Origin of the sequence: Acinetobacter sp. WC-743, from assembly GCF_000335555.1 — a bacterium.
GTDB lineage: Bacteria > Pseudomonadota > Gammaproteobacteria > Pseudomonadales > Moraxellaceae > Acinetobacter > Acinetobacter bereziniae.
Genome location: NZ_AMFQ01000132.1, coordinates 85,262 through 109,066, shown reverse-complemented (window position 1 = coordinate 109,066; position 23,805 = coordinate 85,262). Strand labels below are relative to the sequence as shown.

General features: G+C 35.2%; 21 protein-coding genes and 5 pseudogenes. 8 read left to right on the top strand and 18 right to left on the bottom strand.

The genetic code is table 11. From position 1 onward, the window contains the following. Positions 1 to 207 precede the first annotated feature (207 nt). Positions 208 to 663, top strand: coding sequence for a GNAT family N-acetyltransferase (locus ACINWC743_RS20265; RefSeq protein WP_009586796.1), 456 nt, complete (start codon positions 208 to 210; stop codon positions 661 to 663). 562 nt (positions 664 to 1,225) lie between these two features. Here ACINWC743_RS20265 and adeS read toward each other — a convergent pair. Next, a complete protein-coding gene (adeS, locus tag ACINWC743_RS20260) occupies positions 1,226 to 2,296 on the bottom strand; it encodes a two-component sensor histidine kinase AdeS (RefSeq protein ID WP_035301518.1) in 1,071 nt (356 codons plus the stop codon). Positions 2,297 to 2,442: 146 nt separating this feature from the next. Between adeS and ACINWC743_RS20255 the strand changes: the two genes are divergently transcribed. Continuing rightward, complete coding sequence (locus tag ACINWC743_RS20255; protein WP_009586755.1) at positions 2,443 to 2,706, top strand: transporter suffix domain-containing protein; 264 nt, start codon at positions 2,443 to 2,445, stop codon at positions 2,704 to 2,706. Positions 2,707 to 2,721: 15 nt separating this feature from the next. On the opposite strand, the gene adeR is transcribed toward ACINWC743_RS20255, so the two are convergent. Further along, the gene (gene adeR, locus ACINWC743_RS20250) at positions 2,722 to 3,468 is read right to left on the bottom strand and encodes an efflux system response regulator transcription factor AdeR (RefSeq protein ID WP_009586696.1); all 747 of its coding nucleotides are present in this window, start codon (positions 3,466 to 3,468) and stop codon (positions 2,722 to 2,724) included. Positions 3,469 to 3,614: 146 nt separating this feature from the next. On the opposite strand from adeR, the gene ACINWC743_RS20245 reads away from it, so the two are divergent. From ACINWC743_RS20245 to ACINWC743_RS20230, 4 genes are all read left to right on the top strand, one after another. Continuing rightward, positions 3,615 to 4,802 (top strand): efflux RND transporter periplasmic adaptor subunit, encoded by a 1,188-nt coding sequence (locus tag ACINWC743_RS20245; RefSeq protein ID WP_009586780.1) that lies wholly within the window; start codon positions 3,615 to 3,617, stop codon positions 4,800 to 4,802. Next, entirely contained in the window at positions 4,802 to 7,924 is a 3,123-nt protein-coding gene (locus tag ACINWC743_RS20240) for an efflux RND transporter permease subunit (RefSeq protein ID WP_035301500.1), read from the top strand. Before ACINWC743_RS20245 ends, ACINWC743_RS20240 begins: the two co-directional genes overlap by 1 nt. An 82-nt stretch (positions 7,925 to 8,006) precedes the next feature. Then, the gene (adeC, locus tag ACINWC743_RS20235) at positions 8,007 to 9,416 is read left to right on the top strand and encodes an AdeC/AdeK/OprM family multidrug efflux complex outer membrane factor (protein ID WP_035301516.1); all 1,410 of its coding nucleotides are present in this window, start codon (positions 8,007 to 8,009) and stop codon (positions 9,414 to 9,416) included. A 316-nt stretch (positions 9,417 to 9,732) separates the two neighbouring features. Continuing rightward, positions 9,733 to 10,884 (top strand): DUF1624 domain-containing protein, encoded by a 1,152-nt coding sequence (locus tag ACINWC743_RS20230; RefSeq protein ID WP_009586703.1) that lies wholly within the window; start codon positions 9,733 to 9,735, stop codon positions 10,882 to 10,884. A 109-nt stretch (positions 10,885 to 10,993) separates the two neighbouring features. Here the strand turns inward: ACINWC743_RS20230 and ACINWC743_RS20225 are convergent, their stop codons facing one another. After that, a complete protein-coding gene (locus ACINWC743_RS20225; protein ID WP_009586714.1) occupies positions 10,994 to 11,938 on the bottom strand; it encodes a LysR family transcriptional regulator in 945 nt (314 codons plus the stop codon). A gap of 89 nt (positions 11,939 to 12,027) precedes the next feature. Here ACINWC743_RS20225 and ACINWC743_RS20220 point away from each other — a divergent pair, with 89 nt between their 5' ends. Continuing rightward, complete coding sequence (locus tag ACINWC743_RS20220) at positions 12,028 to 12,669, top strand: hypothetical protein (protein ID WP_009586776.1); 642 nt, start codon at positions 12,028 to 12,030, stop codon at positions 12,667 to 12,669. Between the two features lie 102 nt (positions 12,670 to 12,771). Here the strand turns inward: ACINWC743_RS20220 and ACINWC743_RS20215 are convergent, their stop codons facing one another. From ACINWC743_RS20215 to ACINWC743_RS20180, 7 genes and pseudogenes are all read right to left on the bottom strand, one after another. Beyond that, on the bottom strand, positions 12,772 to 13,449 hold the full coding sequence (locus ACINWC743_RS20215; RefSeq protein ID WP_009586798.1) for a GAD-like domain-containing protein: 678 nt from the start codon (positions 13,447 to 13,449) through the stop codon (positions 12,772 to 12,774). 183 nt (positions 13,450 to 13,632) lie between these two features. After that, positions 13,633 to 14,277, bottom strand: coding sequence for a GAD-like domain-containing protein (locus tag ACINWC743_RS20210; RefSeq protein WP_035301499.1), 645 nt, complete (start codon positions 14,275 to 14,277; stop codon positions 13,633 to 13,635). 195 nt (positions 14,278 to 14,472) lie between these two features. Next, on the bottom strand, positions 14,473 to 15,150 hold the full coding sequence (locus tag ACINWC743_RS20205; protein WP_035301498.1) for a GAD-like domain-containing protein: 678 nt from the start codon (positions 15,148 to 15,150) through the stop codon (positions 14,473 to 14,475). 225 nt (positions 15,151 to 15,375) lie between these two features. Next, complete coding sequence (locus tag ACINWC743_RS20200) at positions 15,376 to 16,392, bottom strand: hypothetical protein (protein WP_009586782.1); 1,017 nt, start codon at positions 16,390 to 16,392, stop codon at positions 15,376 to 15,378. A 400-nt stretch (positions 16,393 to 16,792) separates the two neighbouring features. Next, positions 16,793 to 16,970 (bottom strand): annotated as a pseudogene (locus ACINWC743_RS25340) (RHS repeat-associated core domain-containing protein); the annotation flags it as partial. 5 nt (positions 16,971 to 16,975) lie between these two features. After that, positions 16,976 to 17,194 (bottom strand): hypothetical protein, encoded by a 219-nt coding sequence (locus tag ACINWC743_RS20185; RefSeq protein ID WP_151776227.1) that lies wholly within the window; start codon positions 17,192 to 17,194, stop codon positions 16,976 to 16,978. A 154-nt stretch (positions 17,195 to 17,348) separates the two neighbouring features. Then, positions 17,349 to 17,804: a hypothetical protein gene (locus ACINWC743_RS20180; protein ID WP_151776228.1), complete on the bottom strand. Its 456-nt coding sequence runs from the start codon at positions 17,802 to 17,804 to the stop codon at positions 17,349 to 17,351. Positions 17,805 to 17,845: 41 nt separating this feature from the next. On the opposite strand from ACINWC743_RS20180, the pseudogene ACINWC743_RS20175 reads away from it, so the two are divergent. Further along, a pseudogene (locus tag ACINWC743_RS20175) lies at positions 17,846 to 18,777 on the top strand (IS5 family transposase). 143 nt (positions 18,778 to 18,920) lie between these two features. Here ACINWC743_RS20175 and ACINWC743_RS20170 read toward each other — a convergent pair. The 8 genes and pseudogenes from ACINWC743_RS20170 to ACINWC743_RS20135 all read right to left on the bottom strand — a co-directional run bounded on the left by ACINWC743_RS20170 (position 18,921) and on the right by ACINWC743_RS20135 (position 23,756). Continuing rightward, positions 18,921 to 19,259 (bottom strand): hypothetical protein, encoded by a 339-nt coding sequence (locus ACINWC743_RS20170; protein ID WP_009586789.1) that lies wholly within the window; start codon positions 19,257 to 19,259, stop codon positions 18,921 to 18,923. A gap of 195 nt (positions 19,260 to 19,454) precedes the next feature. Further along, positions 19,455 to 19,901: a hypothetical protein gene (locus tag ACINWC743_RS20165; protein ID WP_005033246.1), complete on the bottom strand. Its 447-nt coding sequence runs from the start codon at positions 19,899 to 19,901 to the stop codon at positions 19,455 to 19,457. A 9-nt stretch (positions 19,902 to 19,910) separates the two neighbouring features. Further along, a pseudogene (locus ACINWC743_RS25335) lies at positions 19,911 to 20,430 on the bottom strand (RHS repeat-associated core domain-containing protein); the annotation flags it as partial. Positions 20,431 to 20,514: 84 nt separating this feature from the next. Beyond that, positions 20,515 to 21,021 carry a hypothetical protein gene (locus tag ACINWC743_RS20155; RefSeq protein ID WP_009586750.1) on the bottom strand — a complete coding sequence of 169 codons (507 nt, stop codon included), beginning with the start codon at positions 21,019 to 21,021 and terminating at the stop codon, positions 20,515 to 20,517. Further along, a pseudogene (locus ACINWC743_RS24985) lies at positions 21,018 to 21,749 on the bottom strand (RHS repeat-associated core domain-containing protein); the annotation flags it as partial. The gene ACINWC743_RS20155 and the pseudogene ACINWC743_RS24985, both read right to left, overlap by 4 nt. 12 nt (positions 21,750 to 21,761) lie before the next feature. Continuing rightward, positions 21,762 to 22,124 (bottom strand): hypothetical protein, encoded by a 363-nt coding sequence (locus ACINWC743_RS20145; protein ID WP_009586779.1) that lies wholly within the window; start codon positions 22,122 to 22,124, stop codon positions 21,762 to 21,764. Positions 22,125 to 22,524: 400 nt separating this feature from the next. Further along, positions 22,525 to 22,938, bottom strand: a pseudogene (locus ACINWC743_RS24980) (RHS repeat domain-containing protein); the annotation flags it as partial. 377 nt (positions 22,939 to 23,315) lie between these two features. Beyond that, positions 23,316 to 23,756 carry a hypothetical protein gene (locus ACINWC743_RS20135; protein ID WP_009586710.1) on the bottom strand — a complete coding sequence of 147 codons (441 nt, stop codon included), beginning with the start codon at positions 23,754 to 23,756 and terminating at the stop codon, positions 23,316 to 23,318. Positions 23,757 to 23,805: the final 49 nt, after the last annotated feature.

Below are 23,805 nucleotides of genomic sequence, written 5' to 3'. Positions count from 1 at the left end.
CATACCCACTATTCGCCATAGATGTGATTTAGACATTATGGAATTCTATGACATACCTGACCAAAACAAGGGAGACTAAGACTCCCTTTTTTAGGTCTCAAAGCAACTGGTACTCTCAAAAAGATCAAAACTGTATCTTATGAAGATACCACAATAAAATTACACTAATTTCTCTGCTTTCAAACTTATACCGACTGGAGAATATCTGTGGAAAATTTATCAATTCAAATTGTACCTGTCACCCAAGTGGACTACACACAGTGGTTAGCGTATTGGTTAGCCTATCAAGAATTTTATCAAGTCAGTTTATCAAGTGCAGTCACTCAAACCACATGGCAACGTTTTTTTTCTGATGCCGAACCTGTTTATTGTGCTGTGGCAAAACATGAAGACACTGTATTTGGCTTTGTTCACTATGTCATTCACCGCTCGACATGGGCTGAGCAGGATTATTGTTATCTTGAAGATCTCTATGTTTCACCAAAATCCAGAGGTCAACAGATCGGTAAACATTTGATTGAATATGTTAAACAACAAGCTCAAAAATCCCGATGCGCACGCCTGTATTGGCACACTCAACAAAGTAATCATACAGCACAAAAACTGTATGACTGGGTAGCAGAGAAACCTGGGGTGATTGAGTACCGTATGCCTTTAAATTAATTTAACGTGAATTCGATGCAATTAAATCTTCAACTCATTGAAAGATAATAAATCTATTTGGATTTTTGCTGGATTTTCATCCGATTTTAGGATGAGGAGCGGAGCTCCGCAAGGGCTCGCCATACTTGTTTTGGCATGAGGAGCGAAACTCCGTAAGCGCAACCATCAATATAGTTTCATTTCTCTGATCAATAAAATGAAGGCGATCAATAGATTGTTTGATGATCTAAAGCTTGCACTGCCACGCTTTACTTCTAAAGTTTAAATTGTTTTGCGTAGGCGATGCCTCACTTTTCAGAGATGAAAAGTGACAAAAATCTTTCGTTGAGCGAGGGGTTTATCCTTTACCCCCGCTCAACATGGCGACATCCATGTCGCCTCACGATAGCAAGAACATCAATGATTCAAAAAGTACAAAATAAATGAATCATCCAAGTCACTTGTATGAATAATCAGGCGGTTTGACTGTATCATCTTTCATCAAGGATTTTTATCGAACTCAGGTTAATTTATCCTTGCCAGAAATCAATCAATTTCTGGCAATACTTTTGCTCAGCGTCGCTTATTCATTGCGCTCAATTTGGATGGTAAAAACACTATTCGAATCTTTATTTTGATATCTAATCGTGCCCTGATGAGCAATCACAATCGCGTGTACCACAGCCAGCCCTAAACCAGTTCCACCAAACTCTTTATTTCTCGACTGTTCTAATCTAAAAAATGGATCGAACAAATGGTCTTGATACTCTTGTGCAATGCCTGGTCCTTGGTCACCAATCTGTAAAATCCAGTTATGATCAATCACTTTTGAAGAAATAGTCAATTGACCTGCATGTGCATAGCGTACTGCATTATCAATCAATGCCATTAAAACTTGCTCAATACGACGTCGATCGCAATATACAGGTGTTGTCGTCAAATCCAGCTGAGGAATAAGTTGGGCTTGAGCCAAACGATCATCAAACAGTTTAATTACACGTTCAATACTTTCCTGTGTATTGACCCATTCATAATTTAATCTTAACTGCTGATTTTCGACCAAACTCAATGTGCGTAAGTCTTCAACTAAATGAGATAAACCTTCAACTTGATTTAACAGGCTTTTAAATAAGACCACATTGGGTTCAAAAACACCATCGATAATGCCTTGTAAGCGACCTTGTAAAATCGTCATTGGCGTTCTAAGTTCATGCGCAATTGCAGCATTCCAAACCTGAGCATTTTTAACTGAAAGCTCAAGTTTTTGTGCCATATGATTAAAGTTATGCATCAATTCAGAAATTTCAGCAGAATGTATCTGGCGGTCATCTGCTCGTGCTGAAAGATCACCTTGGCTTATTTTCTCAGCGGCTTCTGCTAAAAAATTAATCGGCTTAATAAACCGTTGCGCAAGATGCATGCCGATAATCAATGAAATCACCGACCCGCAAAAAACAACCGTAGACAACCAGATCCAATCGACAAAATGAAAGTCGGTCCATTCCCCTTGCAATGAACTTAAAGTAATCCAACCGACATCAATGGCATAGTTATAAATAATATAACCCAGCAAAACCGAGAATAATGTTACGCTCAAATTCACAATACTGAGTGCAATGAACAGCTGCTTACTGATTCCTGACTTATTCTTCATAAGCTTTCCAGCTTTATTCACCACGTGTTGATCCATATCATAGGTTCATTTTTTCTGATCTTACACACTTTTTCCGCACTTTAAAGATCATTTCTCCGCAAACCTTGCAAACAATCACACGATCAAATGTTATAGCGCTGAGTGAGATGATTAAACAAAAGTTAAATCTACGCAAGAAAATCGGTTTTATACTTTTAGCGATTGTCGTGACGTATTGGATTGCCTTTCCTATCATTGCGTTCTTGGAGATTCCTTATAAAGCATGGGTGATGACAGTCATGGCAATTGGTGGTGAAATTCTCTTATTGATTGTTATTGCCTTATTCAGTAAGGAATATTGGCACAGCATGAAACACAAATTTAAGCGTGTATATTCAACATTTAAAGATCGACACCAGAAAATCAAATGACCAGAATTAAACCAATCAAGATTCAAAATAGGTAGATGCTGAGGGCTGATCTAGTCGGTAACCTACTCCACGAACATTGATCAACATCTGTTGCAACCCAAGTTCTTCAAGTTTTTTCCTTAACTTGCTGACATGGCTATCTACCGTTCGTTCCAATGCATCACTGTCAGGCAAACAATGATTCATCAATTCACTGCGGGTAAAGACTTTATGCGGATGGTGAATCATCAAACTGAGAATCTTATATTCAGTTAAGGTCAGATTGAGTAAAACGCGTTGATCTTGTTGATAGACATAGGCGCTATGAATCTCAGCATTGATCTCTATATTTTTATAAACGAGGTGGCTATTTTGAACCGAAATATTCTGTTGTGTCCGTCTCAACACTGCTTGCACCCGAGCAACCACTTCATTGGGATTGAATGGTTTGACCACAAAATCATCAGCGCCAATCCGTAGTGCCATCACCTTATCAATATCTTGATCTAATGCTGTTAGCATAATGACAGGGGTTTGCGCCTTTTGACGAATTTTACTCAGTACTTCCCAACCATTCATTTCCGGTAATTTAATATCTAAAAGAATTAAATCGATCGGTTGAGCTGAATGGATTTCTATTGCATGCCGCCCATTCATCGCTCGAATTACCCGCATTCCTTCACGTTTTAAATAACGCTCAATAATATCGCCAATATCATATTCATCCTCAACAACAAGGATCTGTTTATCGCGGCAATCAAAAGAAAATGAGGCTTCAAACATGAATGAATCATCAAATAATTTCTGTCAATCTGCATGATACGCTGATTTATCTGCTTTTCTCCACACTTTTTCCACACTTTGCTGATCAAGGTTACACAAACATCAAAAATAATGTGAACATCAAAAACTCCCAAGGCTTGGACAGAATGCAAAAGCATCTATTACTTCCATTATTTTTATCCATCGGGTTGCTGATGCAAGGCTGTGGCTCCAAGGAGGCAGCTCAACCAGAAACACCACCTGCAAAAGTCAGTGTACTCAACATTCAACCTCAATCAGTCAATTTCAGTGAGAATCTCCCAGCACGTGTACAAGCATTCCGTACGGCTGAAATTCGCCCCCAAGTCGGCGGTATTATTGAAAAAGTGTTATTCACTCAAGGCAGTGAAGTAAAGGCAGGACAAGCGCTCTATAAAATTAATTCGGAAACATTCCAAGCGGATGTAAACAGCAATCGTGCATCGCTCAATAAAGCAGAAGCGGAAGTGGCACGTTTAAAAGTTCAGTTAGAACGCTATCAACAATTGCTACCGAGCAATGCCATCAGTAAGCAAGAAGTTAGCAACGCTCAAGCAGAATATCGACAGGCACTTGCAGATGTAGCACAAATGAAAGCCTTACTCACACGTCAAAATCTCAATTTACAATATGCCACTGTTCGCGCACCGATTTCAGGTCGAATCGGACAATCCTTTGTCACAGAAGGAGCCTTGGTTGGTCAAGGTGACAGCAATAAAATGGCTACAGTACAGCAGATTGATAAAGTCTATGTCGATATTAAACAGTCGATCAGTGAATATGAACGCTTACAAACTGCATTGCAAAATGGTGAACTGTCTGCAAATGATCAAAAGACTTTCCGAATTTCCAACAGTCATGGTCAACCCTATAACGTTACAGCAAGAATGTTGTTTGAAGACATTAATGTAGATCCGGAAACAGGTGATGTCACTATTCGTATCGAGGTCAATAATCCTGAAAGAAAGTTACTCCCTGGCATGTATGTTCGTGTAGATATTAACCGCGCTTCTGTTCCACAAGCTTTACTGATTCCTGCTCAAGCCATTCAACGTAATATCAACGGCGAACCGCAAGTCTATGTGATCAACGCCAAAGGTACAGCAGATATTCGCCCAATCGAGCTGGGACAACAATATGAGCAATATTACATTGCCAATAAAGGATTAAAAGCCGGGGATAAAGTGGTGGTTGAGGGTATTGAGCGTATCCAACCTAACCAAAAACTTGAGCTAAGCGTATGGAAAGTTCCTGTCAATACAACGGCGAATACCTCTGTACATGCCGAATCAGCTGCAACACAAGGAGCTCAATGATGATGTCACAATTTTTCATACGTCGCCCTGTGTTTGCATGGGTGATAGCGATTTTCATTATTCTATTTGGGGTACTGAGTATTCCTAAATTGCCGATTGCACGCTTTCCAAGTGTTGCTCCGCCGCAAGTCAATATCAGTGCGACCTACCCAGGGGCTACTGCCCAAACCATCAATGATAGTGTCGTCACTTTGATTGAGCGAGAATTATCGGGAGTCAAGAACCTGCTTTACTATAGTTCAACAACCGATACCTCGGGTACAGCTGAAATTTCTGCAACGTTCAAACCGGGTACTGACGTTGAAATGGCTCAAGTGGATGTACAGAACAAAATCAAGGCGGTGGAAGCGCGGTTACCACAAGTTGTTCGTCAACAAGGTTTACAAGTAGAAGCTTCTTCATCAGGCTTTTTAATGCTGGTCGGTATCAACTCACCCAATGGACAATACTCAGAAGTTGATTTGAGTGATTATCTGGTACGTAATGTGGTTGAAGAACTCAAGCGTGTTGAAGGTGTTGGTAAAGTTCAATCTTTCGGTGCTGAAAAAGCCATGCGGATCTGGGTTGATCCAAATAAATTAATTTCTTATGGTTTATCGATCAGCGATGTAAATACGGCAATTCGTGAAAACAATATTGAAATTGCACCTGGACGCCTTGGAGATCTTCCAGCGACAAAAGGACAATTGATTACCGTTCCTTTGTCAGCTCAAGGTCAATTGGGCAATGTAGAGCAATTTAAAAATATCAGTTTAAAGAGTAAAACCAGTGGTAGCGTGATTAAGCTTTCAGATGTTGCAGAGGTTGAAATGGGTTCACAAGCCTACAACTTTGCCATTTTAGAAGATGGTCAACCTGCTACAGCAGCTGCGATTCAGCTCAGCCCAGGGGCGAATGCAGTCAAAACTGCTGAAGGTGTAAGAGCCAAAATTGAAGAATTAAAATTGAATTTACCTGAAGGTATGCAGTATAGCATCCCGTATGACACTGCGCCTTTTGTTAAAATTTCGATTGAAAAAGTGATTCATACATTACTTGAAGCCATGGTTTTGGTGTTTATTGTGATGTATTTATTCTTACACAATGTCCGTTATACCTTGATTCCAGCCATCGTTGCACCTATTGCCCTACTCGGGACTTTCGCAGTGATGCTCCTTTTGGGCTTTTCCATCAACGTTTTGACCATGTTCGGGATGGTGCTTGCTATCGGGATTATTGTCGATGATGCAATTGTGGTAGTTGAAAATGTCGAACGGATTATGGCGACAGAAGGCTTGCCACCCAAAGAAGCTACCTCTAAAGCAATGAAAGAAATCACCAGCCCAATCATTGGGATAACACTGGTGCTAGCTGCGGTATTTTTACCAATGGCCTTTGCCAGTGGCTCTGTCGGTATTATCTATCAGCAATTTACACTGACCATGTCTGTGTCGATTTTATTCTCTGCACTCTTGGCATTGATCTTAACACCTGCCCTATGTGCAACGATACTAAAACCAATTGATGGTCACCATCAAAAGAAAGGCTTTTTTGCATGGTTTGATCGGAGTTTTGATAAAGTTACCAAAAAATATGAATTACTGTTACTCAAAGTCATTAAACATACCATTCCAATGATGGTGATCTTTGTGGTGATCACAGCAATCACCTTTGCAGGCATGAAATATTGGCCTACCGCATTTATGCCAGAAGAAGATCAAGGCTGGTTTCTGACCTCCTTCCAACTTCCTTCAGATGCAACAGCAGAACGTACTCGCAACGTTGTCAATGAATTTGAACAGCATCTAAAAGACAATCCCAATGTAAAAAGCAATACAGCAATCTTAGGTTGGGGCTTTAGTGGTGCTGGTCAAAACGTTGCGATGGCATTTACTACGCTTACGGATTTCAAAGACCGTACTTCTACGGCGACAGAGATGACCAATTCAGTCAACGCTTTCATGGCGAATAGCAAAGAAGGCGCAACCATGGCGGTGTTACCTCCTGCCATTGATGAATTAGGTACGTTTTCAGGTTTTAGTTTACGTTTACAAGACCGTGGAAATTTAGGTATGCCTGCATTACTGGCAGCTCAAGACGAGCTGATGGCAATGGCAGCCAAAAATAAAAAGTTCTATATGGTCTGGAATGAAGGTTTACCACAAGGGGACAATATTTCTTTAAAAATTGATCGTGAGAAACTCAATGCTTTGGGCGTGAAGTTTTCTGATGTCTCTGACATTATTTCAACCTCAATGGGTTCAATGTATATCAATGACTTTCCTAATCAAGGACGGATGCAACAAGTCATTGTTCAAGTGGATGCCAAATCACGGATGCAATTAAAAGATATTTTAAGTCTCAAGGTAGCAGGCGCAAGAGGACAATTGGTTTCTCTGTCTGAAGTGGTCACACCTCAATGGAGTAAAGCACCGCAACAATATAATCGCTATAACGGACGACCATCTTTAAGTATCGCAGGTATTCCAAACTTCGACACTTCCTCTGGTGATGCAATGCGAGAAATGGAACAATTGATTGCTAAATTGCCCAAAGGTATAGGCTATGAATGGACGGGTATTTCTTTACAGGAAAAACAAACCGAGTCTCAAATGGCATTTTTACTGGTACTTTCAATGTTGGTCGTATTCCTTGTATTGGCGGCACTTTATGAAAGTTGGGCGATCCCGCTTTCTGTCATGTTGGTGGTTCCTTTGGGCATTTTTGGAGCAATTGTTGCGATCATGTCGAGAGGCATGATGAATGATGTGTTCTTTAAAATTGGCTTAATCACCATTATCGGTTTATCGGCGAAGAATGCCATTTTGATTGTTGAATTTGCCAAGATGCTCAAAGAAGAAGGCATGAGTTTAATTGAAGCCACAGTTGCAGCAGCTAAACTTCGTTTACGCCCTATTCTGATGACTTCACTGGCGTTTACCTGTGGTGTGATTCCTTTGGTGATTGCATCAGGTGCAAGTTCTGAAACTCAACATGCATTAGGAACAGGTGTATTTGGAGGCATGATTTCTGCGACGATTTTAGCGATTTTCTTTGTCCCGGTATTTTTTATTTTTGTCTTAGGCACAGTAGAAAAAATATTCTCTGCAAAATCACCATCAAAACAAGACCCGCAACTTTAATACAACACAATAGATCAGAAGAAAACTGATGTTTTCCTCTGATCTTGCTGATGTTTTCACCTTTTATAAATGGGTAAAAATCATGCCTAAATCAACACTCCTATTGCGTGGATTGATTGCCTCCACACTATCCATTGCTTTGACCGCTTGTATGAATTTACAAGCACCAAAGCCTGTCATTCAATCTAATATTCCTGAAAATTTTACTCAAAATTCTGCTCTAAATCGCTCAGAAATCTCAATTGCCCATCAAGGCTATTCAGATTTCTTTTCGGATGCCCGTTTATTGCAAGTCATTGAAATGAGCTTAGCGCATAACCGTGATTTGCGTACAGCAACGCTCAATATTCAACGAGCGCAGCAACAATATCAAATCACTAAAAATGATCAACTTCCGACAATCGGTGCCAATGGCAGTGCGCTTAGACAAGTCAACCCAACGGTTAATCCCAATAATCCTTATTCATCATTCCAAGTCGGACTGGGCATCACAGCCTATGAAGTTGATTTTTGGGGACGTGTAAAAAGCTTAAAAGATGTGGCTTTAAATCAGTATCTTGCCACTCAAAGTGCGCAACAATCCACCCAAATTAGCTTAGTCAGTCAAGTGACTCAAGCTTGGTTAGATTATGCTTTTGCACAATCTAATTTGAGCTTAGCCAAGCAAACACTAATCGCCCAACAGGATTCTTACCATCTGAATAAAAAGCGATTTGATGTAGGGATTGAGAGTGAAGTTCCTTTACGTCAAGCCCAGATTTCTGTGGAAACAGCTCGAAATGATGTTGCCACCTATAAAACGCAAGTCGCACAAGCCCAAAATCTGCTGAACTTATTGGCAGGACAAAGCGTTCCTCAAAGCCTACTCCCCAATCAAGCAGTTGAACGTATCAGTACACAAGCTACTTTTGCTACGGGTTTGAGCAGTGATTTACTCAATAATCGACCTGATATCAAAGCTGCTGAATACCAACTTCTTGCCGCAGGTGCCAATGTGGGGGTGGCAAAAGCAAGAATGTTCCCCACGATTAGCTTAACGGGTTCTGCTGGCTATGCTTCAACAGATCTTCAAAATTTATTTAAATCAGGTAGCTTTGTTTGGTCAATTGGACCTAGTCTGGATCTACCCATTTTTGATTGGGGGACTCGAAAAGCCAATATAAAAATTTCTGAAACAGATCAAATGATTGCACTTGCAGATTATGAAAAAGCCACTCAATCAGCATTTCGTGAAGTTAACGATGCTTTAGCAGCACATGCTCATATAGACGAACGTTTAGATGCGCAACGTCGACTTGTCTCGGCAACACAAACCACTTATCGACTTTCTTCGGCTCGCTTTAAAGCAGGAATCGACAATTATCTTTCAGTTTTGGATGCTCAACGTTCTGCTTATACTGCTCAACAAGGTCTACTCACATTAGAGCAAAGCAAATTGAACAATCAAATTGAATTATATAAAGCTTTGGGTGGAGGATTAGAACAAAAATAATAAATGTTGGCTCAAGTAAAGTACGAAAATTAAGTACTAGAACGATACTTTCGCCATAAAAAATTCGGTATGGCTCAAGCCTTATTTTATTAATAAGGCTTGAGAAAATTAAAGACTTGGTGAATAGACTAAACACATCTCTATGAATATCCATAAAAGCGAATAGTATTGATCATTTATATAAAAAAATTATTTCGCTTAGAACCAGCAATATTTTGAATTTTAAAAACATCAACTTTACTGATCATTTTTTAATTTTAAAAGCAGAAAAATTAATGTTACAGTATATCATAACACTATATTTTATCTTTTCTTTATGTCTACGTCCCCTTCCCAGCGCTTACAAGCCATTGATGCATTAAGAGGTTTAGTTATCTTAATCATGATGGTTGATCATGTCAGAGAAACCTTTTATCTGCATCATCAAGTTCCAGATCCGATGATTATTTCAGCAACAGAAGAACCCTTATTCTTCAGCAGAATTTTGGCTCATTTATGTGCGCCTGTCTTTGTCATTTTGACGGGTTTATCGGCATATCTTTATCAAGCAAAAAATAATAGCCTTCAGATGACCCGTGAATTTTTAATCAAACGTGGGCTTTTTTTAGTTTTTCTGGAACTGCTAATAATCAACTTTGCATGGACTGGGAAATTTCCACCCGATGTCATTTATCTACAGGTGATTTGGGCAATTGGCATAAGTATGCTTGCTTTGGCAGCACTGATTGGATTACCGCAAAAACTGCTATGGTGTATCAGCTTGATGATTATTTTTGGTCATAACCTACTTGATCAAATCTCCTTTGAAAATATCCCAGTTTTACACCAACTTTGGCTCATCTTACATGACCGTGGATGGATCGAAATTGGAGACATTGTTCGTTTAAGAACCTCTTATCCTGTTTTGCCTTGGATTGGTGTGATTACACTGGGATATTGTATTGGTCATCAGGTTTTTGCCCCGTCCAATGATACGGCAAAAAGAAATCAGATCTTGCTCCGCTTTGGTTTATCCAGCATTGCACTATTTTTCATACTGAGAATCATCAATCTCTATGGTGATCAAGCATGGCAAGTTATGCCAACATTCTCAGAAACATGGATGAGCTTTATGAACCTCACCAAATACCCACCTTCGTTACTGTTTATTCTTTGGAATGCAGGTATGGGGCTTATTCTTTTGGTACTTTTACAAAAAGTTGAAACACAAAAATGGGTTAAACCGTTAATTATTTTTGGTTCAGTTCCAATGTTTTTCTACATTGTTCATTTATATCTTTTAAAAGCGTTGTATCTGGTTGCAGTGCAAATTTTCGGTACGACACAAGGTCAATACTATGGTGTAGATCAGGTCTCTACCTTATGGTTAATCTCCATACTATTGAGTATTTTGCTCTATCCATTGATGCTCAAATTTTCCAAGTTTAAACATCAAAACAAACACATCCCCATTTTAAAATATTTATAAAATGCGTTTGGGTTAAATCAGCACATATACACTCAACACACTGATGCTAAATGATTTTAGCATCAGTTTTTCTTAAAATACCACCAACATCTTAGAATCATAGCATCCTTTAAATATGGGAATCATCATGTTTCAGTGTCGGTTCGGATTTTAATTTTTGGGCGAGAAATTGAATAAATACTTCTATTTTAGGCGCTAAATAGCGTGTCGGTGGATAGAGTAACCACGCAGCACCACTGTAATAGGTTTTAAAATACCATTCTGGCAGAACTTGCAACAAAGTATGGTTTGCCAAAGCCTGACGGGCAACGAAGTAAGGTAAACTTGCAATCCCCATATGATTTAATGCTGCATCTAAGCGTATACCAGTATGATTTGCAGAATATCGTCCTTTAACAACAACACTGGTGGTTTTATTGCCTTTTTGAAACTTCCACTTTGAGTCGCTGGCTTGCTCACCCAAATAGATACATTGATGATCCACTAAATCCTGAGGCTTTCGTGGAATGCCATAACGTTTGAGATACTCTGGAGTTGCGACCAGTACATGATCAATCTGAATTAATTTTCTTCCCTTTAATCCCAATGCTGGCTCATTGGTAATCCGTATCGCCAAATCAATCTCATCATCAATAAAATCAACAATGCGATCTTCCAATAACAGTTGAATATCGACTTTGGGGTATCGTTCTAAAAATTCAGCAAGATGTGGATGAATCATATAGTGTCCCACAGCTTTGGGTACGCTGATTCTTACTGTACCACTGGGTTCACTGTTTAATTTTCCTGTGTTGTCGATCACTGCCTGAGCAGCATTGAGCATTTCAAGACAATATCCATAAATTTGCTGACCACTTTCGCTCAAACGTAATTTTCGTGTAGTTCTTTGCAACAGTCTGGTTTCTAGTGCCTGTTCAAGTCGAGTAATGGCCTTACTGATCGCAGAAGGTGTATTGCCCAGTTGTCGTGCTGTTTCTGAAAAACTTCCTGTCTCCACAACCTTGACGAAAATAGCCATTTCCTGAAGTAATGCAATGCTTTGATTTGTGCTCATGAGGAAAAAGTAAATTCATTTTTTACTAGATTATCATCAATAGGATTACTTCATATAATTCTTTCTTAGAAATTTGCGAAGAAGTTAATATGACTCAGGCTTTATATTTATCTGACCAGACCAGTGCAGACGTTCAGGTTTTATCCTGCGAATTAAATCAAGATGGTTTATTTGCAGTTCGGCTAGAACAAACACCGTTTCATCCTCAAGGCGGTGGACAACCGAGTGACTTAGGTACAATCAACGATGTGAATGTCGTGCATGTTGTACAACAGGATGGTGACATTATTCATTATTGTCAGGGTGAAATTGCTCTGGGTCTGGCTTTTGCCCAAGTTGCCCAGAAACAAAGACATTTTTATAGTCGCCTCCACTCCGCAGGTCATTTGATCGGGCATATCATGCAAAGCTTTGGGTGGCATCCTGTAAAGGCACAGCATTGGCCTGAAGATGCAAAAGTGCAATTTACGCAGTCAGAAAACGCTCAAGATATCGATCAAATCCATCTTCAAGCGATATGTCAGCATTACATTCGCCGTGATTTGCCCCGTATGATGCAACAAAATGACCAAGGTTATCGTGAGGTTGGTTTTGGCGATCTGCCTAAATTTCCTTGTGGTGGGACACATGTTCAATCTTTATCAGAAATTGGCAGTATCGAAATTACTACTTATAAAATAAAAAAAGGCAAACTCACTGTTGCCTATAAAGTTACAGAGATGTGCCTATAATATTTAGGCATTTTATAAGTTGGCAATATTTTCCCTAAAAATATACCCCTCTAATTAGACCAATAGTATCCAATTTTCAGGGTGCAATTCATTCAAGCTTTCTTAGTCTAAACCTTGTTCATCTACATACTTACCAATATCCAACATCATACGTGGAGTATCGAGTGTGGCTAAAAATTGTAAATGCGAGATAATCGGTAACTTACGTACATTTTCCAGCTTGGCTTCACCGCCTAAAACAAGAGCAGGTTCAAATCCAAACATTTCATTTTTCGTAAGTATTCCATATTTTTTTACAGCACGTTCAAATAAAGGTTTGTTTCTATAATCTTTTAAATCCAAATATTTTTTATTTTGTGTAGCAAAAAACATTTGAACCAAAAAATCCTCTTCATTTTTTTTCATTTCTTCCATATTTGGAAATATTTGATTCATTATGGAGGAAATTGTAAGACATCTTCCATGTAGAGTTCCCCATACCTCTAAATCTCCAAATGCACTTCGAGCAATGACAAAATATTCCTCATGTGGTTGGGTTTCGATATTTTCTAACAATGCATCCAGTACATCTTGATATTCATCAGGATTAACCAACCAAAATAAACCATTTCCCCAACCTGAAAAACCAAATGCTCTCCAATACTCTAAGAGTTGGGTTGGTAGTTTTCCTTTATATTTATTAATAATGCTATCTGAAACAGGTTCTGAAAATACAGGTGGACCAAAACCTTTATCATTATAAAAATAGTCAAAATCTTCATCTATTATAAATTCACTCATTTTTTACACCTTTCCAATTTTGCATTCATACTTGTACTAACATTGATTAAATGAAGATTGACTGAATCGTTTGATAATTCCATCATTTTTTGAATTAAAGCCAAAGCATAGCTTTGGCTTCGTACTTCTTTAACGATACATATTAAAATTAATATCTAATATAATTGAATTCATTCATAAATATTAAAGTGTATAAATCTCTGTATCAGCAAGTTCAGCAAGCATATTTAAATGCGCTAATACTGGAACTTTTTTTAGATTTTCAAGTTCCATACTCCCCCCAAAAACTAAAGCAGGAACAAAGCCATATATTTCAAATCTATTTAATGGTCCTAGTTTCTTTTGCGCACGTTCAAATAGCAACTTATTTTTTTCATCTCTCAAGTCTAATCTTTCTTTATTTTTCGAAGAGAAAAAAATATCTATTTCAAAATCAGGTTCATATGAATCATCTTCTAAAATTCTTGGAAATATTTTGTGTATAGTTGGATTAATTGTCACAGACTCCCCTGAGTTTTTTGACCAAACAAAAAGTTCTCCAAATGCAGTTCTTGCAATTACAAACAATTCATCTTTATCTAAAAAATTAGTCTTTTCTAAAAATTTATGTAATAAATCATCATAATCAGCAGGGTTTACCAACCAAAATAAACCATTGCCCCAGCCAGAGAAACCATACTCTTTCCAATAATACAATAACCTTTTAGGTAACTTATTCTCATACTTTTTTAATGTATCTTCATCTACTTGTAATGCCTCTATTGGTGGACCAAAACCTTCATCATTATAAAAATAATCAAAATCATCTTCCATTATAAATTCACTCATTTTTTATCTCATTTTATCAAGTACATATTGGTATTCTTATATTAAAATTTAGCTACTTGCTTAACTCCATCAGTGCTAGATAAAATTGGTAAACAATTTTAAGTTTAAATACTTGGAAATATTTACCCTAGAAATACACCCTTCAAGTTAGACCAATAGTATCCAATTTTCAGGGTGCAATTCATTCAAGCTTTCTTAGTCTAAACCTTGTTCATCTACATACTTACCAATATCCAACATCATACGTGGAGTATCAAGTGAGGCTAAAAATTGTAAATGCGAAATGATAGGTAACTTACGTACATTTTCCAGCTTGGCTTCACCTCCTAAAACAAGAGCAGGTTCAAATCCAAACATTTCATTTTTCGTAAGTACTCCATATTTTTTTACAACACGTTCAAATAAAGGTTTGTTTCTATAATCTTTAATATCTAAAAGCTTTTTTTCTTTAGAAGATATAAATATTCTTATTAGTAAGTCTTCTTCACCAGTCTCTATATCTTGTATATTTGGAAATATTTGATTCATAATAGGAGATATTGTATAACAATTACCATGAATTGTTCCCCAAATTTCTAAATCCCCAAACGCACTTCGAGCAATGACAAAATATTCCTCATGTGGTTGGATTTCGATATTTTCTAACCACACATCCAACGTATCTTGATACTCTTCTGGATTCACTAGCCAAAATAATCCATTCCCCCAACCTGAAAAACCAAACGCTTTCCAATACTCCAAGAGTTGGTTTGGTAGTTTCCCTTTATATTTATTGATGATGTCATCTGAAACAACTTCTGAATAAATTGGAGGACCAAAACCTTCGTCAAGATAAAAAATTTCAAAATTTTCATCCATAATAAATTTACTCATTTTTTACACCTTTTCAATTTTGCATTCATACTTGTACTAACATTGATTAAATGAAGATTGACTGAATCGTTTGATAATTCCATCATTTTTTGAATTAAAGCCAAAGCATAGCTTTGGCTTCGTACTTCTTTAACGATACATATTAAAATTAATATCTAATATGATAACCCCCTCAAAATAATTGAACTTAAAAGTGAAAAACTGAATAACCTTAATTAAAAATTTTCATCCTACATATTCATTAATAATAAAATTATTATCTCTATAACATAATCCATATACAATTTCATACTTATAAAATTGATCAATATTTTTTTCAACGTATGGAATTGAATCAAAAAAACTCAACTTAACCTGATTTAAATTATAAAGTACTGTATATAACTTACTTAAAATTTCATTATCATTACTTTCTTGAATAAAAAACTCATTAATTTCATTTAAATCATAATGTTTTTTTGATAAGAAGTAATGTACAAATCCATTCAATATCATTTTTGAAACAAATATATTTAAAGTGGTTTGGTTTATTTTAATACAATCCAAAATAACACTTAAATAATCCTTACAGTTAAAATATTTAGAATCCCAAATTATATATTTATAAAATTTATCACTCTTTATAGAATAAAAATTATCAAATTTATTTTCAAATTCATTTACATTAAAAATATGTACAAATAACTGATTCAAGAATTTTGAAATTTTTTTATTTTCCATTCTACCTAAAATCGCTTCCAAAATTTTCATTACATCCAATTTCTTAGATTCAACAATTAAAAACACACGTTCATCAATACTAAAATTTGACCATAACTCTTTATCAGCATAAATATACTTGAAAAAGTTACTTAAATTATACAGATAATTATCTTTGCTTCCAAAAATCAATTGAAATAAAAAAAAAGTTTTTATAAACTGATTTTCATAGTATTGTAACTCTGTTCTAAAACAAAATGAAATAACAACAGACTGAATAATATTTATTGCATATTCAATTTCTTTATCTTCATACCCCTGTTTATTTAAAAAATCATATAAACTTGATATATAATTTAACGAAAAAAAATCTTTTATGTTTCCTACCAAATCAATTTCTTCATTTTCATTCACATAAAATAAACTGAAGTCATTATCAAAATCCTTTTTCATAACCCAGCTATCTTCGATTAAAAACTCGTCATTACTTCTTGAATTTAAAAACAAAGAACAATGACTATTTAATAGGTTGCTTATTTCCATTTTCCATCACTATCTTTAGTTTGAATACAAATATTCTCTATTTCTTTAGTAAACTCAGGAACGACATTTCTTCCAATCCCTTTTGCACCAGGTTCATTTGTTTTAACCATAATACCATCTGGATGTGTACTTTCACCGGATAACATCTCATCATTTACTACATTTTTATTGAGAATAGCTCGCCCCTTCTCTGTCACAGTAATAACAACTCTCGTTTTTTCTTTTCCTGGATTAAAATCTGATCCATCATTAACCCAAATAGCTTTAGCACTTGGTTTTCCATTACTTCTAATAATAGGAACTAAGCCATTATTTGCTTTAATTGCCAAAGCTTCCGCTTTAGAAACATATCTTGTAATTTTATGTCCAAAGGATACTTTACAAGTATTTTTAGTTGCCTGTAAACCATAAGGATCAATCCACTCAATCGGATTAGGAGCATACTGATAAATATTGCTTCCACCCAACAACCCAATCTGATCTTTACTTACAAACCTCCCTACATAAGGCGAATAATAACGATAACGGTTATAATGGAGCCCTGTTTCTTCATCAAAATACTGACCTTGAAAAAGAATATAGCTTAGTGATCACTATTATGTATTCGAATAACTTGACTATCGTCTGTTACCCAAATACCGCTATCCCAATTTATATTAAATTTTTTGAAAGTTTCTAAAGTATTTAACTCAAAATTATTTTTTTGATTTTCATTTAAGTATTGTATAAATTTGAATTCAACGGTATCTGCCTCATCATTTAATACACCAAATTCACGATCCTCTCGATCCATTAATGCCAATGAAAAAATTTCATTTTGCGCAATAAACCCTAATTTTTCTTCAAATTTACCTGTTTCTTCTAGCTTAATTTGAAATGCTTTGTCAAATAAACTTACATTCTATTTGATATAAAATTTAGGATTTAATGTAAATGTTAATCTTCTATACTTCATTTCATAGTCTCTTTTGTATATCGCCTTTTCGACTTAAATCATCAAGTTCATGGTTTTTAAATATTCTAAAACCAAAACTTTCAGATCTTATCCCTTTTAAACATGGTTTTGATCTTAATTCACTATCAATTTTATCTTCAATAGTTTTTATTGCTGCTATTTCTGAACCATCTCGTCTTCTATTTTTATATGTTGGATCATTTGCTAAATACTCACTTATTATAAATGCATCGAAATCAAAATCATTAGAATTAAATGGTGCTCCTACTTTAGTAATCGAGTTTTTATAGCCACTAGCTAAACTCCCTCTATAACCAATAGAAGCATTGGGATCTAATCTCTTTATATCATCTTCATATTTTTTCATTGTGGACTCAACAGCTGATCTGACTGTGTTAATACAAACCCCTGTTCTATTTTCTTTTGATTTTTTGACGTTCCAACGGCTTTGTTGCACAAACCTATCTCTAAAGGCTGATTCCACACTATAATTTTCAAATGAATAAACCTACAGCTAAAATCTACCGGACAACGAATTGGTCTTTTTACAATAAAGCACTGATCAATCGAGGAAATATATCAATTTGGTTTGAACTAAAGACTCAATGGTATGCACAATCACGAGGCAAACAAGGTCGAAATCAAATCTACTCCGATATAGCTATTCAATGCTGTTTAATGATCAAATCTCTCTTTCGGCTCTCTCTACGGATGGTTACAGGCTTTGTTCAAAGTCTGATTAAACTTTGCGGATTAGACTGGATAGCGCCAGACTACACCACGCTTGGTAGAAGACAAAAATATATTGATATTGTGATTGATTATCAAAAAAGTAGCGATGGGCTACATCTACTCGTAGATTCTACTGGCTTAAAATTTCTAGGTGAAGGTGAATGGAAACGCAAAAAACATGGACCTGAATATCGCCGACAATGGCGTAAACTCCATATTGGTATTGATGCTAAAACCTTGCAAATACGTGCTGTACAGCTCACTACAAACAATGTCAGTGATTCACAAGTACGAGGAGATTTACTTGCTCAAATTCCATTGGATGAAAAGATTGACTCTGTTTATACCGATGGTGCTTATGACACTAAACACTGCCGAAAAGTCATTTTAGATCGACAAGCACATGCAGTGATTCCTCCAAGAAAAAATGCAAAGCCATGGAAAGATCAGCAAGCGAGGTCTATAGAGCGGAATGTGTTATTGAAAACAGTCAAACGGTTAGGAATATCCCTTTGGAAAAGCGGTCTGGTTATCACCGTCGAAGTTTGGTGGAAACCAAGATGTATTGCATCAAATTATTAGGCGATAAATTAACATCAAGGAGTTTCCCTAGTCAGGTGAATGAGATTCATGCACGCGTAGCAGTCTTGAATAAATTCACAGAATTAGGTCGCCCTCATACTCAAGTTATGCCTTAAATTTGAGTGACTTGGGTAAATATTAACTTTTAAATCTTTGTGCAACAAAGCCATTCAGAACTAATTTGGTGAGGAAACTTCATTTAAAACCTGAATCTACCAAAGGATTATCTCCTCAACATCAAAGTCTTTTCCTTTAATTTTTAATAAATAATATACAAATTTTCATTATTTTTTTTTGTGTCTTGCATAATAAATATTAAATCTTTAAGTGTTTTTTTCTCTTCAAAAAGATTATCCTCACTAAATTCTTTTAAATAATTATTTAAATTTTCTAAGATAACATCTATTTCATTGTTGAAAAATGCAATTGTTTCATAATCATCATTTTTATCTAAAAAAAATTCTCTTTTAATAGAAGGATATTTTTTTAGATTAATATGATTAACAAATATGGATTCATAAATAAAATCATCAATACTTGACTTCAAAGTTAAATCAGAATTTTCAAAAGGATTTGTCCCACTATAAACAAAATACATATTAGAACCTCAACTCTATAGGCATTAAATCACCAGTAGCAAAAGTACCTCCACCTTTTGTTGCTTTTGTATCAGAATCAGTATTCTTTAATCTGAAGAAAGGTGCAACAGTTTTTCCTTTTGGTGGACAGCTTGCTTGTTTTTTGCATGTTAATAGTAATCATCACTACCTTTTCTATTAAGTATCCAATCTGTCTATTTAGTTAAAATACTTTCCAAAACTTCAAAAATACTGCGACAAAAATCATTTTCTAAAGATTCAGGTAAAACTAATGTATACTGAAATGAATTCTTTAATAATATCTTGTAAGAATTATATTCATCATTATCAAATTCTAAATCATCAGTATCTAAAGAAATTTTTCTAGTATTCACGTCCATAGAAATATTTTCATAACTATTTGAAATCAGTGAAAATGGACCATCCCCTTCTCTTGTTATTGAGTAAGCATGTTCATCAAAAAAAACTTCCATTTCATTATTTTTGATATATGTAATAAAACAATTCTCATCATTTAACTCTTCCATATAATGAGTTTGAACATTGTTCCACATTGATTTAATTCTATGATTAAACTCAATAACAGCAATATTTGGTGAAACATTAGATATAATTACGTAATCATAACCTGTAATCTGCATTATGCCCCCTTATTTATCAGTTTTCCCATGTGAAATAACACTAGTACGTGGAACTATTAAGTCATGATCTATATAGTTTACATGTGAACTTCGTCCACCCTTAATTTTTTTCAGCTTACATTTCTCTATCTTAAATTTAAAATAATATTCCGATTTATCACTAGTTAGACCTAAATAGCTTTTAAAGCCACCAGGTTTATGCAAAAGTTGTTCAGGTGACATCGTAGTTACATAAACTCCTTTTGGATGACCTTTATCTGGTGCAGAAGATTTAAAAATATAAGGAGATTGTGAAGAAATAGCATTGTATCCTTTTTTGTCAGTATAGTGATAAACATCAACCATTTCAGGTAATTCACATACTTCTTGCTTTTGTTGCTGTCGCTGTAGACCTGAAGGATCAATCCAAAATATACTATTAGGAGCATATTGATATAAGTTATTGCCTCCATCAAGCCTAATTGGATCTTTACTTACAAACCGCCCTACAAAATGTAGAGTAATAACGGTAGCGGTTGTAATATAAGCCGTTTCTTTACATTTGTACTTCAGACATGAGCTTTACTCATGTCAATGGAAAAAATATTATTTGACTTAAATAAATATGAATTACTTATAAAAACTTAATAAATGTATTTATACAATTTTCATCAGTAATGTTTAATAATTCCTCAATCAAATTATCCTTAAAGTCATTTAATACTTCGTAATCATCATTAAGTATTTTTTTATTGTAAGTAATATAAAATAATTGTACATAACAATCTAATATAGCTATAAACTCCTCAAAATTTTTGGCTAAGGGTTCTAATTCTATTTTCCCAACCCCATGTTTAGCAATTTTTACTTTATAATCAGTAGTTGAACTATAAAAAATTGGATTAGCTATAATATCCCCTAAAACGTATAAACTCAGATCATTTGAATACACATCTTGCATATTATAAATATCATAAATACCATATAAGGTAATATTTTCAGCCGACCAATCAAGTATAAGACTATCTGAACCAACAGCATTTACAAAACTTAAAAAATCAGATGGTAATTCAATATTAACTTTTTTTCCTTCTGTAATTTTATCAAATTCAGCATATTTCTTTAAATTATCTAAACTCATAATTTACATCCTTTTTTATCCATTTTGTCTTTTGCTAGATTGTATTGCCTCATCATTTCCGCCCTATCAATTAGTCTTCCAGTTGTTGGATTAGTCCATTTGCCTGTGGTTTCAGTTTGACTGTTTCTGTGTCCTTGTAAACCATTTTTGTGTTCCCCACCATTTGGAGAGTTAGTTAAGAATACAATATTTCTAGGATCTCCCTCCCATTCAGGTGCAGAAGCAGCATTATTTATATGATGACCTGTATAACCTTTAACCTTACCAGTAGTTTTTAATTCAGTTTTTTGAGCTTCTGTCCAATTAGTTGTACCATAGCCTGTCAATGTAACTAGTTGCTTCTCTAAAGCCCAAGCCCTGTTTACGCCACTTGTATAACTACCAGCTAAAGGAGTAACTTTATCCTTTTTGTATCGAACTATATCTACCTTTATTGGACAAGCACTTAACCCATAAGGATCAATCCACTCAATCGGATTAGGAGCATACTGATAAATATTGATTCCACCCAACAACCCAATCGGGATTTTACTAACAAAGCTTCCTACATAAGACGAGTAATAACGATAAAGGTTATAGTGAAGTCTCGTTTCTTCATCAAAATATTGTCCTTGGAAACGAATATTATTGCTGATGATTTCTGAGTTCTCAAAGAAATTAGATTTGTTTTTCTCAGCTCTACACTCATCCCATGCCTTATATTCAGCTTTCTCAATAATTGCAATCGTTTATGCTGACTATTAAAGAGCGTAATCAGGAATATTCAATTTTTTAAGAGAACCAATAAAAGATAATCCATCACTTTTTTGTTTTACATGCCAAAGTATATAGCCGCATTTCCAATTATTTATAAGATTATAACCATCTTCTAATTCTTCGTTTAAAATAGAACCAATTACAAATGGAGGAATCCAAATTTCAGATATTTCACCATCACCATTCCATCCAGCATCAATTAGCTTATCATTAATTATATTCAAACTAGAACCATAAACATTAACTTGACATTTTCTTGTATAACTTAAATTATCAATCCATTCATAAACATATACAAATAAATTTTGATTTTTTTGTAAATATTTTAATTGACCTTCTAAAGACATATTAAACCTATATTTAAAAAATTTTAACGATTTTTTCACCAAATCGTTCAGCATTTGTTGGAAAGTTTTGTCTTTGGGTTTTGAAAGAAAATACTTTTTCTTTATTTCCTAGACAAGGTAATGCTAATTTTATGGCACCATTTATTGAGTTTTCAATTGGTTTGAGTTCTCTCGGATATCGATTAGTACCATCACCAAATAATGCTTTTGAAGCAACATAGCCATCAATATCCGATTCTTGCTGACTCCAAGGTTGCCCATTAGATCGAACTCCTGTTACTAAACTACCACGAATACCTACTCCAGCATCCGGAGCAATCTCCTTAATCGCTCCTTGATGTAGTTTAACAATTGAAGAAACTTTAGATATTACCTCTGGTCGTGAATAAACTGTACATCCTGAGGACTGTGTTAAACCTAATTTATCTACCCAATTTATAGGATTCAATGTGTAGTTATATAAGTTAAGCCCTCCAAAAATTTTAATCGGATCTTTACTTACAAACCTCCCTACATAAGGCGAATAATAACGGTAGCGGTTGTAATGTAATCCTGTTTCTTGATCCTTGCGCTTCAGACAGAGCAATGCTCTGTCTTTGCTCATGCACCTTGGAAACGAATGTTGTCGCTTATAATTTTTGAGTTATCAAAGAAATTAGATTTAGCTTTTTCAGACTTACCACTTCAAGCATAGCTCTCGTCTTGCGCTCGTGCAAAGCGTTGCTTTGCTGACACGAGCTCACCCCATGCCTTTATATTCAGCTTTCCAAATGATCGAACCTGTATGGTCAGTCATTTCCTGCGGTGTACCTATTAAAAAATAAGTGGGTCGAAAATAAGCGTATGTAATTAATTTTAGTAGTGGGGATTCAGCGGATGCTTACATTAATGGGCACTATCAGAGTATTGAATCTTTAGAGAAAGTGTTGGTTCACTGAATCCCTACATTAGTTTTTAATTGAGAGGTGCTCTTTTGAATTAGAGGAATATATAAACTAAAAGGATTGAGCCCTGTTCAATTCAGACTCAATCTTATGGTTAACTAAATATACAAGATTTGAAGTTCAGATCCTTTGACTGTATTTATACAGCTTATTTTTTGTGATTATAAACAATCATTTGACCTTTAGGAAAATCGCCTTTCCATCCACATGGCATACCCCCTTCTTTCAATATATTTAGTATATTTTCCTAAAATTCAGGTAAAATATCTACAAAAACAAGATACCTAAATAGATAGAAAAATTCGCCACTTAAACAATTTTGGAGATCTTCATCAATTTCTTTGTTATCAGCAATTTCAAATAATACTTTGTTTATTTTTTCATATGATTGTGAACGCTTATCTTGATATTTTTCATAAATATCTTGTGGTAATTCTAATTCAAAATCATGTAAATAAGCACCATCTCCCTGCATTTCAATAATGTGAGTCCAATATTGATACTCTTTTCCTTTAAAGTAATCTACATCTTGATCTGTAGAAAAAGTAATAGCATCCTCTGCATCATGAATAATAATACTTTTTAAATCGGTATACATACCATTGAGAAAGTTTTCTGATTGAATTAGCTTATTTAAATCAGAAACCACATTGTCCATCTTAGTAAATATTTCAACTTCACTCATCATGAAGCTTCTTTTATTTAAACTTAGTTAAAATTTATTTCCAAATGATTAC

Bases quoted from the DNA above. Each gene is read 5' to 3' on its own strand.
- ACINWC743_RS20220 (WP_009586776.1), top strand. From the start codon at position 12,028: ATGACTCAGGCTTTATATTTATCTGACCAGACCAGTGCAGACGTTCAG.
- ACINWC743_RS20170 (WP_009586789.1), bottom strand. From the start codon at position 19,259: ATGTATTTTGTTTATAGTGGGACAAATCCTTTTGAAAATTCTGATTTA.
- ACINWC743_RS20145 (WP_009586779.1), bottom strand. From the start codon at position 22,124: ATGTCTTTAGAAGGTCAATTAAAATATTTACAAAAAAATCAAAATTTA.
- ACINWC743_RS20230 (WP_009586703.1), top strand. From the start codon at position 9,733: ATGTCTACGTCCCCTTCCCAGCGCTTACAAGCCATTGATGCATTAAGA.
- adeR (WP_009586696.1), bottom strand. From the start codon at position 3,468: ATGTTTGAAGCCTCATTTTCTTTTGATTGCCGCGATAAACAGATCCTT.
- ACINWC743_RS20215 (WP_009586798.1), bottom strand. From the start codon at position 13,449: ATGAGTGAATTTATAATAGATGAAGATTTTGACTATTTTTATAATGAT.
- ACINWC743_RS20210 (WP_035301499.1), bottom strand. From the start codon at position 14,277: ATGAGTGAATTTATAATGGAAGATGATTTTGATTATTTTTATAATGAT.
- ACINWC743_RS20200 (WP_009586782.1), bottom strand. From the start codon at position 16,392: ATGGAAATAAGCAACCTATTAAATAGTCATTGTTCTTTGTTTTTAAAT.
- ACINWC743_RS20225 (WP_009586714.1), bottom strand. From the start codon at position 11,938: ATGAGCACAAATCAAAGCATTGCATTACTTCAGGAAATGGCTATTTTC.
- ACINWC743_RS20135 (WP_009586710.1), bottom strand. From the start codon at position 23,756: ATGATGAGTGAAGTTGAAATATTTACTAAGATGGACAATGTGGTTTCT.
- adeC (WP_035301516.1), top strand. From the start codon at position 8,007: ATGCCTAAATCAACACTCCTATTGCGTGGATTGATTGCCTCCACACTA.
- ACINWC743_RS20240 (WP_035301500.1), top strand. From the start codon at position 4,802: ATGATGTCACAATTTTTCATACGTCGCCCTGTGTTTGCATGGGTGATA.
- ACINWC743_RS20205 (WP_035301498.1), bottom strand. From the start codon at position 15,150: ATGAGTAAATTTATTATGGATGAAAATTTTGAAATTTTTTATCTTGAC.
- ACINWC743_RS20245 (WP_009586780.1), top strand. From the start codon at position 3,615: ATGCAAAAGCATCTATTACTTCCATTATTTTTATCCATCGGGTTGCTG.
- ACINWC743_RS20155 (WP_009586750.1), bottom strand. From the start codon at position 21,021: ATGAGTTTAGATAATTTAAAGAAATATGCTGAATTTGATAAAATTACA.
- ACINWC743_RS20255 (WP_009586755.1), top strand. From the start codon at position 2,443: ATGATTAAACAAAAGTTAAATCTACGCAAGAAAATCGGTTTTATACTT.
- ACINWC743_RS20165 (WP_005033246.1), bottom strand. From the start codon at position 19,901: ATGCAGATTACAGGTTATGATTACGTAATTATATCTAATGTTTCACCA.
- adeS (WP_035301518.1), bottom strand. From the start codon at position 2,296: ATGAAGAATAAGTCAGGAATCAGTAAGCAGCTGTTCATTGCACTCAGT.